Origin of the sequence: Halobacillus sp. HZG1, from assembly GCF_035818575.1 — a bacterium.
Classification (GTDB): Bacteria; Bacillota; Bacilli; order Bacillales; family Halobacillaceae; genus Halobacillus; species Halobacillus litoralis.
Genome location: NZ_JAYLVQ010000027.1, coordinates 1 through 12,776, shown reverse-complemented (window position 1 = coordinate 12,776; position 12,776 = coordinate 1). Strand labels below are relative to the sequence as shown.

General features: G+C 43.2%; 15 protein-coding genes. 9 read left to right on the top strand and 6 right to left on the bottom strand.

From position 1 onward, the window contains the following. Window positions 1-239 precede the first annotated feature (239 nt). Window positions 240-980 (bottom strand): Cof-type HAD-IIB family hydrolase, encoded by a 741-nt coding sequence (locus VKA52_RS03950; protein ID WP_326314263.1) that lies wholly within the window; start codon window positions 978-980, stop codon window positions 240-242. Between the two features lie 213 nt (window positions 981-1,193). On the opposite strand from VKA52_RS03950, the gene VKA52_RS03945 reads away from it, so the two are divergent. Continuing rightward, a complete protein-coding gene (locus tag VKA52_RS03945; RefSeq protein WP_160910654.1) occupies window positions 1,194-1,577 on the top strand; it encodes a DUF302 domain-containing protein in 384 nt (127 codons plus the stop codon). 85 nt (window positions 1,578-1,662) lie between these two features. On the opposite strand, the gene VKA52_RS03940 is transcribed toward VKA52_RS03945, so the two are convergent. Continuing rightward, window positions 1,663-2,376, bottom strand: coding sequence for a DUF421 domain-containing protein (locus VKA52_RS03940; RefSeq protein ID WP_237417390.1), 714 nt, complete (start codon window positions 2,374-2,376; stop codon window positions 1,663-1,665). A 153-nt stretch (window positions 2,377-2,529) separates the two neighbouring features. On the opposite strand from VKA52_RS03940, the gene VKA52_RS03935 reads away from it, so the two are divergent. The 7 genes from VKA52_RS03935 to VKA52_RS03905 all read left to right on the top strand — a co-directional run bounded on the left by VKA52_RS03935 (window position 2,530) and on the right by VKA52_RS03905 (window position 6,565). After that, a complete protein-coding gene (locus VKA52_RS03935; protein ID WP_160910653.1) occupies window positions 2,530-2,787 on the top strand; it encodes a metal-sensitive transcriptional regulator in 258 nt (85 codons plus the stop codon). Between the two features lie 61 nt (window positions 2,788-2,848). Further along, a complete protein-coding gene (locus tag VKA52_RS03930) occupies window positions 2,849-3,328 on the top strand; it encodes a DsrE/DsrF/DrsH-like family protein (protein WP_160910652.1) in 480 nt (159 codons plus the stop codon). A gap of 16 nt (window positions 3,329-3,344) precedes the next feature. Beyond that, on the top strand, window positions 3,345-3,641 hold the full coding sequence (locus VKA52_RS03925; RefSeq protein WP_160910651.1) for a rhodanese-like domain-containing protein: 297 nt from the start codon (window positions 3,345-3,347) through the stop codon (window positions 3,639-3,641). A 33-nt stretch (window positions 3,642-3,674) separates the two neighbouring features. Then, a complete protein-coding gene (locus VKA52_RS03920) occupies window positions 3,675-4,238 on the top strand; it encodes a sulfurtransferase TusA family protein (RefSeq protein ID WP_326314262.1) in 564 nt (187 codons plus the stop codon). A gap of 44 nt (window positions 4,239-4,282) precedes the next feature. Then, window positions 4,283-5,413, top strand: coding sequence for an MBL fold metallo-hydrolase (locus tag VKA52_RS03915; RefSeq protein ID WP_326314261.1), 1,131 nt, complete (start codon window positions 4,283-4,285; stop codon window positions 5,411-5,413). A 67-nt stretch (window positions 5,414-5,480) separates the two neighbouring features. Next, window positions 5,481-5,711: a sulfurtransferase TusA family protein gene (locus tag VKA52_RS03910; RefSeq protein ID WP_089654675.1), complete on the top strand. Its 231-nt coding sequence runs from the start codon at window positions 5,481-5,483 to the stop codon at window positions 5,709-5,711. 77 nt (window positions 5,712-5,788) lie between these two features. Then, window positions 5,789-6,565, top strand: a complete 777-nt coding sequence (locus VKA52_RS03905; RefSeq protein ID WP_326314260.1) for a sulfite exporter TauE/SafE family protein — start codon at window positions 5,789-5,791, stop codon at window positions 6,563-6,565. 336 nt (window positions 6,566-6,901) lie between these two features. Here the strand turns inward: VKA52_RS03905 and VKA52_RS03900 are convergent, their stop codons facing one another. After that, window positions 6,902-8,818, bottom strand: coding sequence for an LTA synthase family protein (locus VKA52_RS03900; RefSeq protein WP_326314259.1), 1,917 nt, complete (start codon window positions 8,816-8,818; stop codon window positions 6,902-6,904). A gap of 256 nt (window positions 8,819-9,074) precedes the next feature. Between VKA52_RS03900 and VKA52_RS03895 the strand changes: the two genes are divergently transcribed. Beyond that, window positions 9,075-9,647 (top strand): biotin transporter BioY, encoded by a 573-nt coding sequence (locus tag VKA52_RS03895; protein ID WP_326314258.1) that lies wholly within the window; start codon window positions 9,075-9,077, stop codon window positions 9,645-9,647. 162 nt (window positions 9,648-9,809) lie between these two features. On the opposite strand, the gene VKA52_RS03890 is transcribed toward VKA52_RS03895, so the two are convergent. The 3 genes from VKA52_RS03890 to VKA52_RS03880 are packed head-to-tail and all read right to left on the bottom strand — an operon-like array spanning window position 9,810 to window position 12,070. Beyond that, window positions 9,810-11,468: a b(o/a)3-type cytochrome-c oxidase subunit 1 gene (locus VKA52_RS03890; protein WP_326314257.1), complete on the bottom strand. Its 1,659-nt coding sequence runs from the start codon at window positions 11,466-11,468 to the stop codon at window positions 9,810-9,812. Beyond that, the gene (locus tag VKA52_RS03885) at window positions 11,465-11,938 is read right to left on the bottom strand and encodes a cytochrome c oxidase subunit II (RefSeq protein WP_160910643.1); all 474 of its coding nucleotides are present in this window, start codon (window positions 11,936-11,938) and stop codon (window positions 11,465-11,467) included. Before VKA52_RS03885 ends, VKA52_RS03890 begins: the two co-directional genes overlap by 4 nt. Before the next feature lie 12 nt (window positions 11,939-11,950). Beyond that, window positions 11,951-12,070, bottom strand: coding sequence for a cytochrome C oxidase subunit II (locus VKA52_RS03880; protein ID WP_160910642.1), 120 nt, complete (start codon window positions 12,068-12,070; stop codon window positions 11,951-11,953). Window positions 12,071-12,776 lie beyond the last annotated feature (706 nt).

The following is a 12,776-nucleotide window of genomic DNA, read 5'->3' as shown; positions in this document are numbered from 1 at the left end:
GGGAAGTCTCACTAGCCGCTAGGCGCCGGAACCGGATATCTAAGAGGAAAAAAGTGCAGGGTGAGACCCCACAGGACGCAGTCCGAGGAGGCTCACCGCGCTCCCGCGGAAAGCGAGCTATTCCCCGCAGCCCCCATCCACCCAACAGAAGTCTCGAAACTGAGACTTCAACTAAAGGGAGCTTTAATGGAACAGTAGATAAAAAGAACCAGCCCGGTTCGGACTGGTTCTTTTTAAAATTAGTCTATGACTTTTTCAATGGCAAAAGCGACGCCGTCTTCTTTATTAGACGCTGTTACAAAGTCTGCTTCTTTTTTTACTGGCTCCTGGGCATTCCCCATCGCGACGCCGAAACCTGCTTCGCGAATCATTGCGATATCGTTCATGCTGTCGCCTACAGCCATCACCTGATCCATATCTAAATCAAGCCACTGGCAGACTTTCATGAGAGCCGCTGCTTTATTTACACCTACAGGATTGATTTCTATGTTAGTTGGACTGGAGTTGGTGACTTCCAGGTTTTCATTCGCATTGACTTCCTCGAGAATGACTTGTCTTACTTCATCATCTTGTATATCAAAGCCGAACTTCAACCAATCGTAATCTACAACCTCTTGGTCGAATGGATTTTGGCTGTTGTACAAGCCTTGAACGGTTGAGGACCAAAAATAGAGGCCATGCTCTTTCTTCAATTCCCATAGACGTTCCACATGTTTATGTTCGAGCTTATTTTGCTCCACGAGGTTAAACTCGTGATCATAAATCTCTCCGCCATTGATCGTAACGATATAGGAAGAACGGCCGAGGTCTTCAGCGATTTTACGGCATCGGGATAAAGATCTTCCTGTACTCAATACAACGTGGATGCCTTTTTCCTTCGCTTTTTTTATAGCTTCTTTATTTGCCTCGGATACTTCGCCTTCATGATTGACAGTGGTTCCATCTAAGTCCAGAGCAATCAATTTGATGTCTTTTGTCATGTGATTCACGTCCTCTCTCTAATGTACCCATTTTAATATAAGGAACTTCCATACACAATTCAAAAGACTACCTGTGGAGGCTCGAGTAGTTTTACATTCAAAAACCTGTTTTTCCCCTCTTCCTCATAAAGGAAAAGAGCACTGCGATCCGATGATTATTTTCATACCTTAATGGGTATGGATAAGAAGAACTTATTTTCAAGGAGGTATTTCATGTTTCACTACACGGTAGAAACGGACAAAGGTATGGATGAAGCGATCGAAAGCCTTGAGGCTAATTTGAAAGAGGCAAAGTTTGGCGTGTTATGGAACTTTGACATCAAAGATAAGCTTCATGAAAAAGGACTGGAATTTGAAAAAGAATTTAAAGTCTTGGAAGTCTGTAACCCTAAAGAGGCGCAGCGCGTGTTAAATGAAAACATTATGGCTGGCTATTTCCTCCCGTGTAAGATGGTAGTCTATCAAGATGGAAGCAAAACGAAAATCGGTATGCCTAAACCTACCTCTCTTACTCAAATGGTTGAGGATGATCATATCCAGGAGATGGCAAGTGACATCGAAGACCGTTTGAAAAAATGCATGGATCAAAGCGTGTAACCATCTCAAAGAGCTGCTCATTATAGCAGCTCTTTCTTAATTTTAATTAACAAGGATTCCGTTTAACCTTCATACCCAAAGTCTATCAATGTTCTATGGGAGGTAAAGGCTCTGTCTGTTTACCCTTTAATGTGAAATGGAATTCCCCCTGGCTCGTAAGCGCGCCATAAAAGACATCCGATACATTATGGGTACCCAGGTTCGTATGTAACCACTCCATGTCCCGACCTGTTCGAGTTAAAAGGTCTGGTTGCAGTTGACCATCCAAAATTAAAGGGATATCATAACCCCCGCCCCTATATGGTAAACCCATATCTGCACGAGTTACGGCTTCATTAGCGTTTTTTAGTTTAACGGATAGCTGTCCATTCGGTTCGATGATTCCAAGCTCGACACTACTAAGAGCAAATACTTTCTGTTCTCTGAGCATATGAGTTATGTTATCAAGAGAATAATGGATACGAGAGATGTTCTCTTCCACCATTTCCCCTTCAAAAATTACAATTGTCGGCTCAAACGTCAGCATCTTTCCTATTTGTCTGTTCCAAAGCTTCAGCCATACAATGAACTTTTGTAAAAGCGCAATGGCAATAATTGCTGTAACCGTATGTATATGATTAATCTTTGGATCGGCAATATCTGCCCCGACAACAGAACCTAAAACAAGCACAACTAAAAAATCGAAGACAGGCAATTCTCCAATCGATCTTTTCCCCATGAACAGGCCAACCCCTAATAGTAAGGGCAAGATGGTCAATATCCTTCCCATCACTCTGAGTGTATCCATCCACATCTCCATATTCTTCACCTCCCACTTAGCTTTACACGGGATAGAGCCCCTTATCCAAAAAAATACGTGCCGGGGTGTTGACATTATACCTAATGGGGTATATTATTAGTCATGTACTGTTCAACAGCGACAGAAAAAAACTTCACAAGGGAGGTCAATTCGATGGAATACAATGACGCAATGAAGAACAGAGTGAAACGTCTAGAAGGTCAGTTGCGAGGCGTTTTAAAAATGATGGAAGAAAATAAAGACTGCAAAGATGTCATTACGCAGCTTTCCGCTTCCAGAAGCGCGATTGACCGTGCGATCGGGCTCGTGGTAAGCTCCAACCTTGTGGAGTGCATCCAGGATGCCGACGATCAAGAAAACAAAGAAGCTTCGATTAACGAAGCTGTTCAGTTGCTTGTCAAAAGCAGATAAATTTTTTTACAATATAATATACCCATACGCGTATAACTATATACTATTAGGAGGATGAAACATGTCTGAAACAAAAAAGACGAATATTATTTTATTCAGCGGGGATTATGATAAAGCAATGGCTGCCTATATCATTGCAAACGGAGCAGCCGCCTACGATCACGAAGTTACGATTTTCCACACGTTCTGGGGGCTGAATGCTCTACGTAAGGATGAAAGCATTCAAGTAAAGAAAGGCTTCATGGAGAAAATGTTTGGTAAAATGATGCCGCGTGGAGCAGATAAGATGGGCATATCAAAAATGAACTTTGCAGGATTTGGTCCTAAGATGATCAAAGACGTCATGAAAAAACACAATGCGATGCCGTTGCCTGATCTTATTGATATGGCTCAAGAGCAGGAAATCAACTTGGTCGCATGTACAATGACGATGGACCTACTAGGATTGCAAAAAGAAGAATTGCTTGATGACATTCAATACGCAGGCGTTGCTGCCTACCTTGCAGATGCGGAAGACGGCAATGTTAACCTGTTTATCTAATTAGGAGGTATCATTTATGAAAACAATGACAGCTAAAGAAGTAGAAGAAAGACTATCTGAAGGTAAAGAACTAAACATTATCGATGTCCGTGAAGACGAGGAAGTCGCTGAAGGAATGATTCCTGGTGCGAAACACATCGCTCTAGGGACTGTCGAAGAGCGCGCAGATGAATTGGATAAGGATAAATCTTATATCATGGTTTGTCGTTCCGGTGGCCGCAGTGGCCGTGCATCACAAATTCTTGAAGATAAAGGTTTCGATGTGACGAACATGGAAGGCGGCATGATGAGCTGGGAAGGTCCAACGAAATAAATCCCCCTATAAGGGTAGAGGAGGAATGTAAGAATGGAACTGAAAACAGATCTTACGTTAGATGCCAAAGGATTAGCATGTCCTATGCCAATTGTGAAGACAAAGAAAACAATGAAGGACATTGAAGCTGGGCAGGTCCTTGAAATTCAAGCCACTGATAAAGGATCTAAAGCAGACCTTGAAGCATGGACGAAAAGTGCAGGTCATCAGTACTTGGGTACGATTGAAGAGGGAGATGTACTCAAGCACTATGTCCGCAAATCAAGCGGTGAAGAAGAACAGGAGAAGAAACATCTGAATGTTGCAAACAACGAAGATTTGAATAGTCTTCGCAAAAACGAGAACGTCCTTATCCTGGATGTGCGCGAATCTGCGGAATATGCGTTTGAGCATATCCCTGAAGCCACGTCTATCCCTCTTGGTGAACTTGAAGAACGTGCAGATGAACTGGATCGTACGAAAAACATTTATATCGTCTGCCGTACAGGAAGCAGAAGTGATCTTGCTGCACAGAAACTGACAGAAAAAGGTTTTGAGAATGTTTACAATGTTGTTCCAGGCATGAGTGGCTGGAATGGCGAAACGACGAAGCTTTAATTCTATATTTTTTTACTAAAATTAATACCCTGGGAGGTAATAAGATGACTGTTAAAAACATGACGGTAAAAGAAATTACTAATAAAGTGTTGAACAATGAAGAGCTATTCCTTCTTGATGTCCGAACAGAAGATGCGTACCAAGACTGGAAAATCGAAGGTGAAAACTTTTCTTACTTGAACGTTCCTTATTTCGATCTCCTTGATGGTGTCGAAGAGATCGCAGATCAGCTGCCAAAAGATAAAGAAATTGCTGTCGTTTGTGCCAAAGGCGGTTCTTCTCAAATGGTTGCTGAAATGCTTGTAGAAGAAGGATTCGAAAATGTTTACTCCGTAGAAGGCGGAATGAAAGCCTGGAGTGAGCACTTGGAGCCGATCAAAGTCAATGACCTGAAAGATGGCGGCGAGCTTTATCAGTTCGTACGTATCGGTAAAGGCTGCCTTTCCTACATGGTTGTATCTAACGGGGAAGCAGCAATCATTGACTCTACAAGAATGACAGATGTGTATGTTGATTTCGCTAAAGAAATAGGTGTAAAAATCACAAACGTTTTTGATACGCACTTGCATGCCGACCACATTTCTGGTGGACGCAAGATTGCAGAACAAACAGGTGCCACGTACTGGCTCCCTCCAGAAGATGCTGGTGAAGTGACATTCGATTACCAACCCCTTCGTGATGGAGACCATGTCACTGTAGGAAATACAAACATTGATATTCATGCGTTGTATTCTCCTGGCCACACGAAAGGATCTACTTCTTTCGTCGTGGATGATCAATACTTGATGACAGGTGACATCCTGTTCATCGACTCTATCGGACGTCCAGATCTTGCCGGGAAAGCCGATGACTGGGTCATGGACCTGAGAGAAACCCTTTATACACGTTATAAAGAGCTTTCTGACGAACTGATCGTCCTTCCAGCTCACTTCATGATCATGGATGAGTTGAACGAAGACGGTACTGTTGCAGAAAAACTGGGAACTCTATTTGAAAAGAACCACGGATTGAACATCGATGATCAAGATGAGTTTAGAAAAATGGTGACAGAAAACCTGCCACCTCAACCGAATGCTTATCAAGAGATCCGTGAAACAAACATGGGTAAAATCAGCCCGGACAATGAAGAACAGCGTGAAATGGAAATCGGCCCGAACCGTTGTGCTGTAAGATAAAAACTCATGAGCCTGCGAATCCAGGCTCCCCTACAATCAATTAATAAACATTTGGAGGTATTTAATTATGAACGTAACAAAAACACTTGATGCAACAGGACTAGCTTGCCCAATGCCAATTGTGAAAACAAAGAAAGCAATGAAGGACATCGAAGCTGGAGAAGTACTTGAAATCCACGCAACAGATCAAGGTGCAAAGGCAGATTTGACTGCATGGGCGAAGTCCGGAGGTCACGAACTTCTACAAACAGAAGAAGATAACGGTGTATTCAAGTTCTGGATTAAAAAGGGCGAATAATCAGGAATCACCTGAAGAACATTATGGAATAAAGGGAACCTAGGACGGTTCCCTTTTTTATAGGAGGTAAACAGACTATGGAATTCGGATTAATCATCACGATCTTTCTTATCGGCTTCATAGGATCTTATATATCCGGAATGCTCGGCATCGGGGGTTCCATCATCAAATATCCAATGCTGCTTTATATACCGCCGCTTGTTGGTTTTACAGCCTTCACCGCCCATGAAGTATCCGGCATCAGTGCCGTGCAGGTCTTTTTCGCGACCATCGGTGGTGTTTGGGCCTACCGTAAAGGCGGTTTCCTGAACAAAGAGCTCATTTTATATATGGGTGTCAGTATTTTGATCGGTAGCTTCATAGGTGGTTATGGATCAAGGTTCATGGCTGAAGACGGCATTAATATTGTTTACGGTGTTCTTGCTTTAATTGCGACCGTTATGATGTTCGTACCGAAAAAAGGTATTGATGACAAGCCGTTGGATGAGGTCACCTTTAACAAATCTCTAGCTGCTATTCTAGCTCTTATCGTAGGAGTAGGAGCAGGAATTGTCGGTGCGGCAGGAGCTTTCTTGTTGGTACCCATCATGCTTGTCGTGCTTAAGATACCGACAAGAATGACCATTGCCTCTTCTCTTGCAATTACGTTGATTTCATCCATCGGAGCAACAGTCGGAAAAGTGACGACAGGGCAGGTCGAATACTTCCCTGCAGCGATTATGGTTGTGGCAAGTTTGATTGCTGCACCACTTGGAGCGATGGCTGGTAAAAAAGTAAATACAAAGATTCTACAGACTGTACTCGCGCTATTGATTTTAGGAACAACAATCAAAGTATGGATGGATATCTTCTAATACTGAGTACACAGAAAGAGCAGGACCTTAGAGGGTCGCTGCTCTTTCTTTAGGTACATGCCTGTATAATCCCCTATTTAGGTTGCCTGACTATCCTCCTGCTTTTCTGTCGATCCACACTTCTAATTACTTCCCATGAACTGGATTTGTTTATAGGGGGCAGGGGACCGACCAAAGAGTTAAGGGCTTCAGAACTGACAAATTCAACGTGGTCATCTTCACGAAAAGTGAAATGGACTGGATCCGTTTGGTCATGGGGGGTTATCCCTCATAGAAATATCTATGTATCATCCCATCAAAAAACCTCTCTCCTTTTATCAGGAGAGAGGTTTTTGCTTATTTTTCTTGTTTATTTTGATTTGGTTCAGTACTCTCGCTTTGGACCATCTCTGTTTCATCCAGGTAACGCAGCAAGTCACCATAGATGATTGAATCAGACATCTCCAATTCCTCCTGGGCCTTCTCGAACCCTTCATTACAAAGGTCAGCTTCCAGCTCTTCCCCTGTCTCGCGATTATAACACGTTCCTTGAATACCTACATATTCTTCGCTTGCAAAGTTACCATCACGAGTAATCATCAATTGACGGCGATCCTTATCAAGAAGGTCGTGTCCGAATTGTATAGGGTTATCATCTTGGATACCCAGCAAATTGGTCAATGTTGGGCGCAGATCAACTTGACCCCCAACCGTATGGTTTTTCTCAGCGTCAATTCCTTTTCCGTAAATCAACATCGGAACACGCTGCAACTGGAATTGTTCGTAGTCGTTAATCTCTTTATCCAGGTACTCACCCATCGCTTTTTGGTGGTTTTCAGAAATTCCGAAGTGGTCCCCATACATGACGAGGATGGTATCATCATAAAGCTCTGAATTCTTGAATTCTTCAACGAACTTCTTCAAAGCTTCATCCTGATAACGTATGGTTTGGAAGTAACGGTTCAACGTACCACTCCCTGTCTCCCCTTCTTCGATGAACTTTTGCTCTTCAGGAAGTGTGAATGGATAATGGTTCGTCAACGTAATCATCTTCGAGTAGAAAGGTTTATCCATTTCTTTCATCATATTCAAAGAATCCTCGAAGAAATATTCATCCAAATAACCCCAGCCGTGTGATTTTTCCGGAGTGACAGCGTAATCTTCCTTGGAGAAATATTCATCATAGCCTAGCGAATCATACATCACATTACGGTTCCAGAACGTTTTATCATTCGCGTGCATGGAGCTGGTAAAATAGCCATTCTCGCCAAGTAAACTTGGAAGCCCTTCATATTCATTTGATGAATGAGTGAAGAAAACCGCACCACGGTTTAATGGATACATAGAGTTCGCAAGTAAAAACTCGGAGTCTGACGTACGTCCCTGCTTCACTTGGTGATAGAAGTTATCAAAGTAGATTCCTTCTTCTTTCAGGTCATTGAAGTAAGGAGTCAATTCTTCTCCGTGCAACGTATTGTCGACAACAAAGGTCTGTGTACTTTCCAGAGAAAGTACTATGACGTTTTTACCTTCTGCGACACCTTCTAAACGATCGCTGTCTTCCGATTTATTTTCGTTCAAATAGTTGATGACCGGTACAAGTTCGTTACTGTCCGCCAGCGTCTTTTTCATCTCGGTTTTCCCCTGCAACACCACATCATAGACATGGTAATTGATGACACCAATATACTTAACGAGCATATTACGATCGAACGTACGCTCTAAGAGATCTGTTCGTTCCTGCTCTGCCCATTGCAGGTTAATCATGAACAAAGGAATGGCAACAATAGCTAGAACGATACCTTCCCAGCGCTTTGGCTTGAATACCTGGAAGCGTGAGGGTTTCAAGTAGAATAATAGAAAAGCTGCAATGAGAACATCGACAAACAGCAAGGCATCGACCGGACTCATAATCGTCGTGATACTGCCTCCGAGGTCCGCGAGGTTTGCTACCTGGTTTAACATCGGGATCGTAATGAAATCATTGTATTCTCTATAAAAGAGAACATTTACGTATAAAAGAATGGAGCCTAAGATATAGGAAAAGAACATACCCCGACGTCCGGCAAGCAAAATCCCCAGTCCAAAGATGAGAAAGATACTGCTCAGTGGATTGAATGCCAGAATGTTTGCTTCATTAGAATTCTCCACATTCAGTGAAAAGATGCTTGTTTGTATATAATTCATTTTCAACCAAAAAAGACCGATTACAAATAAGTAGACTAGTAGTTTTAAACCAGTTTTTTTATTAATATATTTATTGTTTGTAAACATTGTAAAACCTCCGTTAATTTTACATTACCCTATTCTACCTCATCTCAAATCTTTTTTGTACCACCTTAGAGATAGTTTAAAAACTCTGACACATTTGGACCGTTTATATCAAGGAATAGTTAAGTGAAAATGAAGCTCAATACCTATGCTTCCGCCATTTTTCCTATTATAAGGAAAAATGTTTGGAATTTTCTAATATACTCACCTGTTTTATGTTAACTTATATGTATAAAAGGTTAACAAAGGAGTGTAAAATATGTCACCAGAAAGTAAAAAATTGAGATTCATTGTAAACGGAGCATTGTTTGCGGCACTGACAGCCATTATGGCTCAAATCGAAATCCCCCTTCCGGTTGTACCCATCAGTGGACAAACATTAGCTGTCGGGCTCACAGCTACCATTCTAGGAAGCAGGCAGGGAGCAGTTGCGATGGTTGGGTATGCAGCTCTAGGGGCTGTCGGACTTCCTGTTTTCGCAGGATTCAGTGGCGGTGCTCAAGTTCTTGCTGGGCCGACTGGTGGTTACATATTCGGCTTTATTGTCACAGCATTCTTCACCGGTTATATTTTAGAGAAAACGTCCTTTAACTTACCTATGGCCATCGTTGCGAATGTGACAGGTATGATCATTACGTTAATATGTGGAACGATCCAGTTAAAGTTTGTTCTTGATATGAACTGGAACCAGGCTCTTGCCGCTGGCGTCTATCCTTTTATCGCTGTCGGACTCATTAAAGCTTTTCTTGCCAGCTGGATTGGCATCATCGTCAGAAAACGACTGATTCAGGCAAGATACATTAAAGAAGACCGGCAGCCAGTAGCTTCGTAATTTCATATTTCCTGGGAAATGAAGAGAACGCCGTGAGTAGTCACGACGTTCTCTTTTTATTCCTCCGTTTGTAAATCTACAAGAATCGTACTAACAATAATGAACAACGGGATGCACGCGACTGTAAATGCAAATGCGAATGACATGGTATTCCCCCCTCTCCTACCAGGTTTGGAATCTTCCTGAACCCGGTGGTGCATGTTGGATGAGATCCGCTAAAGGAATCGTGTAAGCAACAGCGATGAGTACAAAAGCGATTCCGATCCAAAGCTTCCAGTTTTCCAAAAATCTTGGTGTAGCCGTAGCATCGCTGGGTGCTAAAGGAAACGATTCTGCTTGATGAGCGTCAGCCTTAGGTGCCACCCACCACAATTGAATGACAATGAATATTAGCAGCGAGGCCGACAAGAAGAGAATAGATCCGCCGACAGCCATCGTCACATGATTGGATAAAATACCATCAAACCACGCAAGTGCATCATCATGAGCATAGCCTGTATAGGCGGTACGTCTCGGAGCGCCCATCAACCCCAATACATGCTGGGCTGTACTCATGAGAAGCATCCCCACTGACCATGAAATGATTTGAATAAAAGCGAGCTTTTGAAGAGCTTTCGTAAAACGTCTTCCAGTCAAGTACGGGATCAGCCAAAACGTCAGACCAAAGAATGTCATGGCCACAGGTGTCCCGACCGTAATATGAAAGTGGCCCACGACCCATAGTGTGTTGTGGATCACTTCATTCATCTGGAAACTTGCATTAATGATTCCGCCTGCTCCACCAGGAATAAAGAAAGCCATGGCGATAAAGATAGAGGTGAACCGAACATCCTTCCATGGCAGCTTCCGGAACCATCCAAACAAACCTTTTCCTCCAAGCTCCCTGCCCCGTAACTCAAACGTGGCAAACATAGAGAAGGCTGTCATCAAAGAAGGAATGATGACCATAAACGTCAATACTGTTTGTAGAAACTTCCAAAAACTTGCGATCCCTGGCTCTGTCAACTGATGGTGAAAACCGACAGGAATGGAGAAAAGAATAAACAGAACGAACGATAACCGTACAAGCGAATCACTGAAAACCTTCGTTCCGAGAATTTTCGGTACAATTACATACCATGCCATATACGCAGGAAGTAACCAGAAGTAAACGAGTGGATGACCGAAATACCAGAACAAAGAACGGCTCAATTCGACGTTGATTCCGTCCACCATCCCGAAGGCCCATGGGATAAACTGAAAGAGAACAGATGCTACAACCCCAAGACAGGCGATGACCCACAGAATAATCGTAGCCACCGTCATAAACGCAAATAACGGACTGAGTTCTCCTTTATTTTGTTTTCTCCATACCTGGTAGTGACCAATTAAAGCAAACCCCTGTACCCACGTACCGATGACAAATAAGGCAAGGCCTACATAAAACAGCCCGTGAGCCTGTAAAGGGGCATAAAAGGTATAGAGGACTGAAGCCTGGCCTCCGATCACCATGATGACAACTAAAAGGGTTCCTAATGACGTTACAACAAAGCCAATCCAATTCCACAAAAGGACTTTAGGACCGAATGACCCAATTGACCGGCTCATCCCGGCCTGAAAAAAGGCAAAAATGAAGAATGTCGTGAAGACGATAGCAAGCAATAGTCCATGAGCCGTTAACACTTGGTAATAATCCAGCCACCCAGGCAACGTTAGAGCGTCATTTCTTATAAACACCTGAAGAAGACCACAAAGTGTCCCAATTAAGAAAGCCGCATAAGCAAAACCTAAGTTCGCAAGAGCCAGTTTCCGTTCTCCCTTTGCTATTTGTCCCATTATCATTGTTCAACCACCTCGATTTCTGTGCTCATAAAATGGTGGCCGGATCCACAATACTCATTACAAATAACCAGATACGTACCAGGCTCTTGGAACGTATGCTTTTTATGGTTGATCTCCCCCGGAACCACCATCATGTTCACATTTGTTCCGACGACGGAAAAGCTGTGAACGACATCTGAACTTGTAACGGTAAACATGACCTCTTTCCCTGCAGGTACTTGAATTTTTCCAGGGTCGTACCCGAAAGCTTTCCCCACCATTACCACTTCATAGGTACCATCTTCTTTCTCGTGCACCCCCGGCTGATCGAAGGGAGCTGTTTCAGAAACCTTATCGGGATCGATTTTCATATGACCTCCCGAAGGTGTATGTCCCTGATGGAAGGCGCTTACGCCAACGACAGATAAAAAGATAATGAGTGCCGTAATCCCGAAAATAAGCCAGATTTTTTCATATTTGTGTAAATGCATGACCTTCCCCTCCTATAACCTCTGAATATATAAAAAGTAGATGCTCACCCACATGACTATAATGATGGCCCCAACGGCCAGAACGCTCACAAGGGTCCCCCTCAAATCTGTTTGATCCTCCTGTTTTTTCATAACCATTCCGCCCCCTCTTCCCTTCATTTGATCTAGTTCTATTGTATCGATCGGATGGGAAATAAAATATCGGGGAATCCCCTCATCTTAAAAAGCAAAATCCCCTATTCCATCTTTTTATGCTCAATAAAACGGAATTCAAAAAACGCTCCCTTTAGTGGAAAACTCAGTTTCGAGACTAGTGTGTGGTTCTAGGGGCTGCGGGAAAAGGTTCGTCTTGCTCCATCGTCCAGACACTCGCGTCATAAGCAGAACAGCAAAGGAATGAAAAGCACATTCCGTTGCTGTTCTGCTTATGCCAGTCGTGTCTACCAGGACGATTCCGCATTTGAACACTTTCCATGGGGCGGGCGGTGAGCCTCCTCAGGCTATGCCTTCCGGGGTCTCACCTGTCCCACACGTCCCATAGGAGTCTCACCGTTTCCCTCCGCCCCTTTACCTTATAAGTGTCTCGAAACCACTTCTAACAGGGGCAGTTTAAATGGTTGAGGGAAGTGGATGATTAGAACACCTGTATTCATAAGGAAGGTTCCAATTCATCTCCCCTAGGCTGGCATAAAGTGCCTTGTATCAAGCATTTGCCTATGCTAAACGTCAATTGGGCTAGAGTTTATATCATTCACTTCTCATAACCATACAAGTGATTTTTAAGTAGTAGTTTCGAGAACCTTCCTTGGTTAGGGGGCGTAGGGGAATGGCGAGACTC

Coding starts and splice junctions, on each gene's coding strand:
- VKA52_RS03910 (WP_089654675.1), top strand. CDS start 5,481: ATGAACGTAACAAAAACACTTGATGCAACAGGACTAGCTTGCCCAATG.
- VKA52_RS03900 (WP_326314259.1), bottom strand. CDS start 8,818: ATGTTTACAAACAATAAATATATTAATAAAAAAACTGGTTTAAAACTA.
- VKA52_RS03940 (WP_237417390.1), bottom strand. CDS start 2,376: ATGGAGATGTGGATGGATACACTCAGAGTGATGGGAAGGATATTGACC.
- VKA52_RS03935 (WP_160910653.1), top strand. CDS start 2,530: ATGGAATACAATGACGCAATGAAGAACAGAGTGAAACGTCTAGAAGGT.
- VKA52_RS03905 (WP_326314260.1), top strand. CDS start 5,789: ATGGAATTCGGATTAATCATCACGATCTTTCTTATCGGCTTCATAGGA.
- VKA52_RS03925 (WP_160910651.1), top strand. CDS start 3,345: ATGAAAACAATGACAGCTAAAGAAGTAGAAGAAAGACTATCTGAAGGT.
- VKA52_RS03885 (WP_160910643.1), bottom strand. CDS start 11,938: ATGCATTTACACAAATATGAAAAAATCTGGCTTATTTTCGGGATTACG.
- VKA52_RS03895 (WP_326314258.1), top strand. CDS start 9,075: ATGTCACCAGAAAGTAAAAAATTGAGATTCATTGTAAACGGAGCATTG.
- VKA52_RS03920 (WP_326314262.1), top strand. CDS start 3,675: ATGGAACTGAAAACAGATCTTACGTTAGATGCCAAAGGATTAGCATGT.
- VKA52_RS03930 (WP_160910652.1), top strand. CDS start 2,849: ATGTCTGAAACAAAAAAGACGAATATTATTTTATTCAGCGGGGATTAT.
- VKA52_RS03915 (WP_326314261.1), top strand. CDS start 4,283: ATGACTGTTAAAAACATGACGGTAAAAGAAATTACTAATAAAGTGTTG.
- VKA52_RS03890 (WP_326314257.1), bottom strand. CDS start 11,468: ATGATAATGGGACAAATAGCAAAGGGAGAACGGAAACTGGCTCTTGCG.
- VKA52_RS03880 (WP_160910642.1), bottom strand. CDS start 12,070: ATGAAAAAACAGGAGGATCAAACAGATTTGAGGGGGACCCTTGTGAGC.
- VKA52_RS03950 (WP_326314263.1), bottom strand. CDS start 980: ATGACAAAAGACATCAAATTGATTGCTCTGGACTTAGATGGAACCACT.
- VKA52_RS03945 (WP_160910654.1), top strand. CDS start 1,194: ATGTTTCACTACACGGTAGAAACGGACAAAGGTATGGATGAAGCGATC.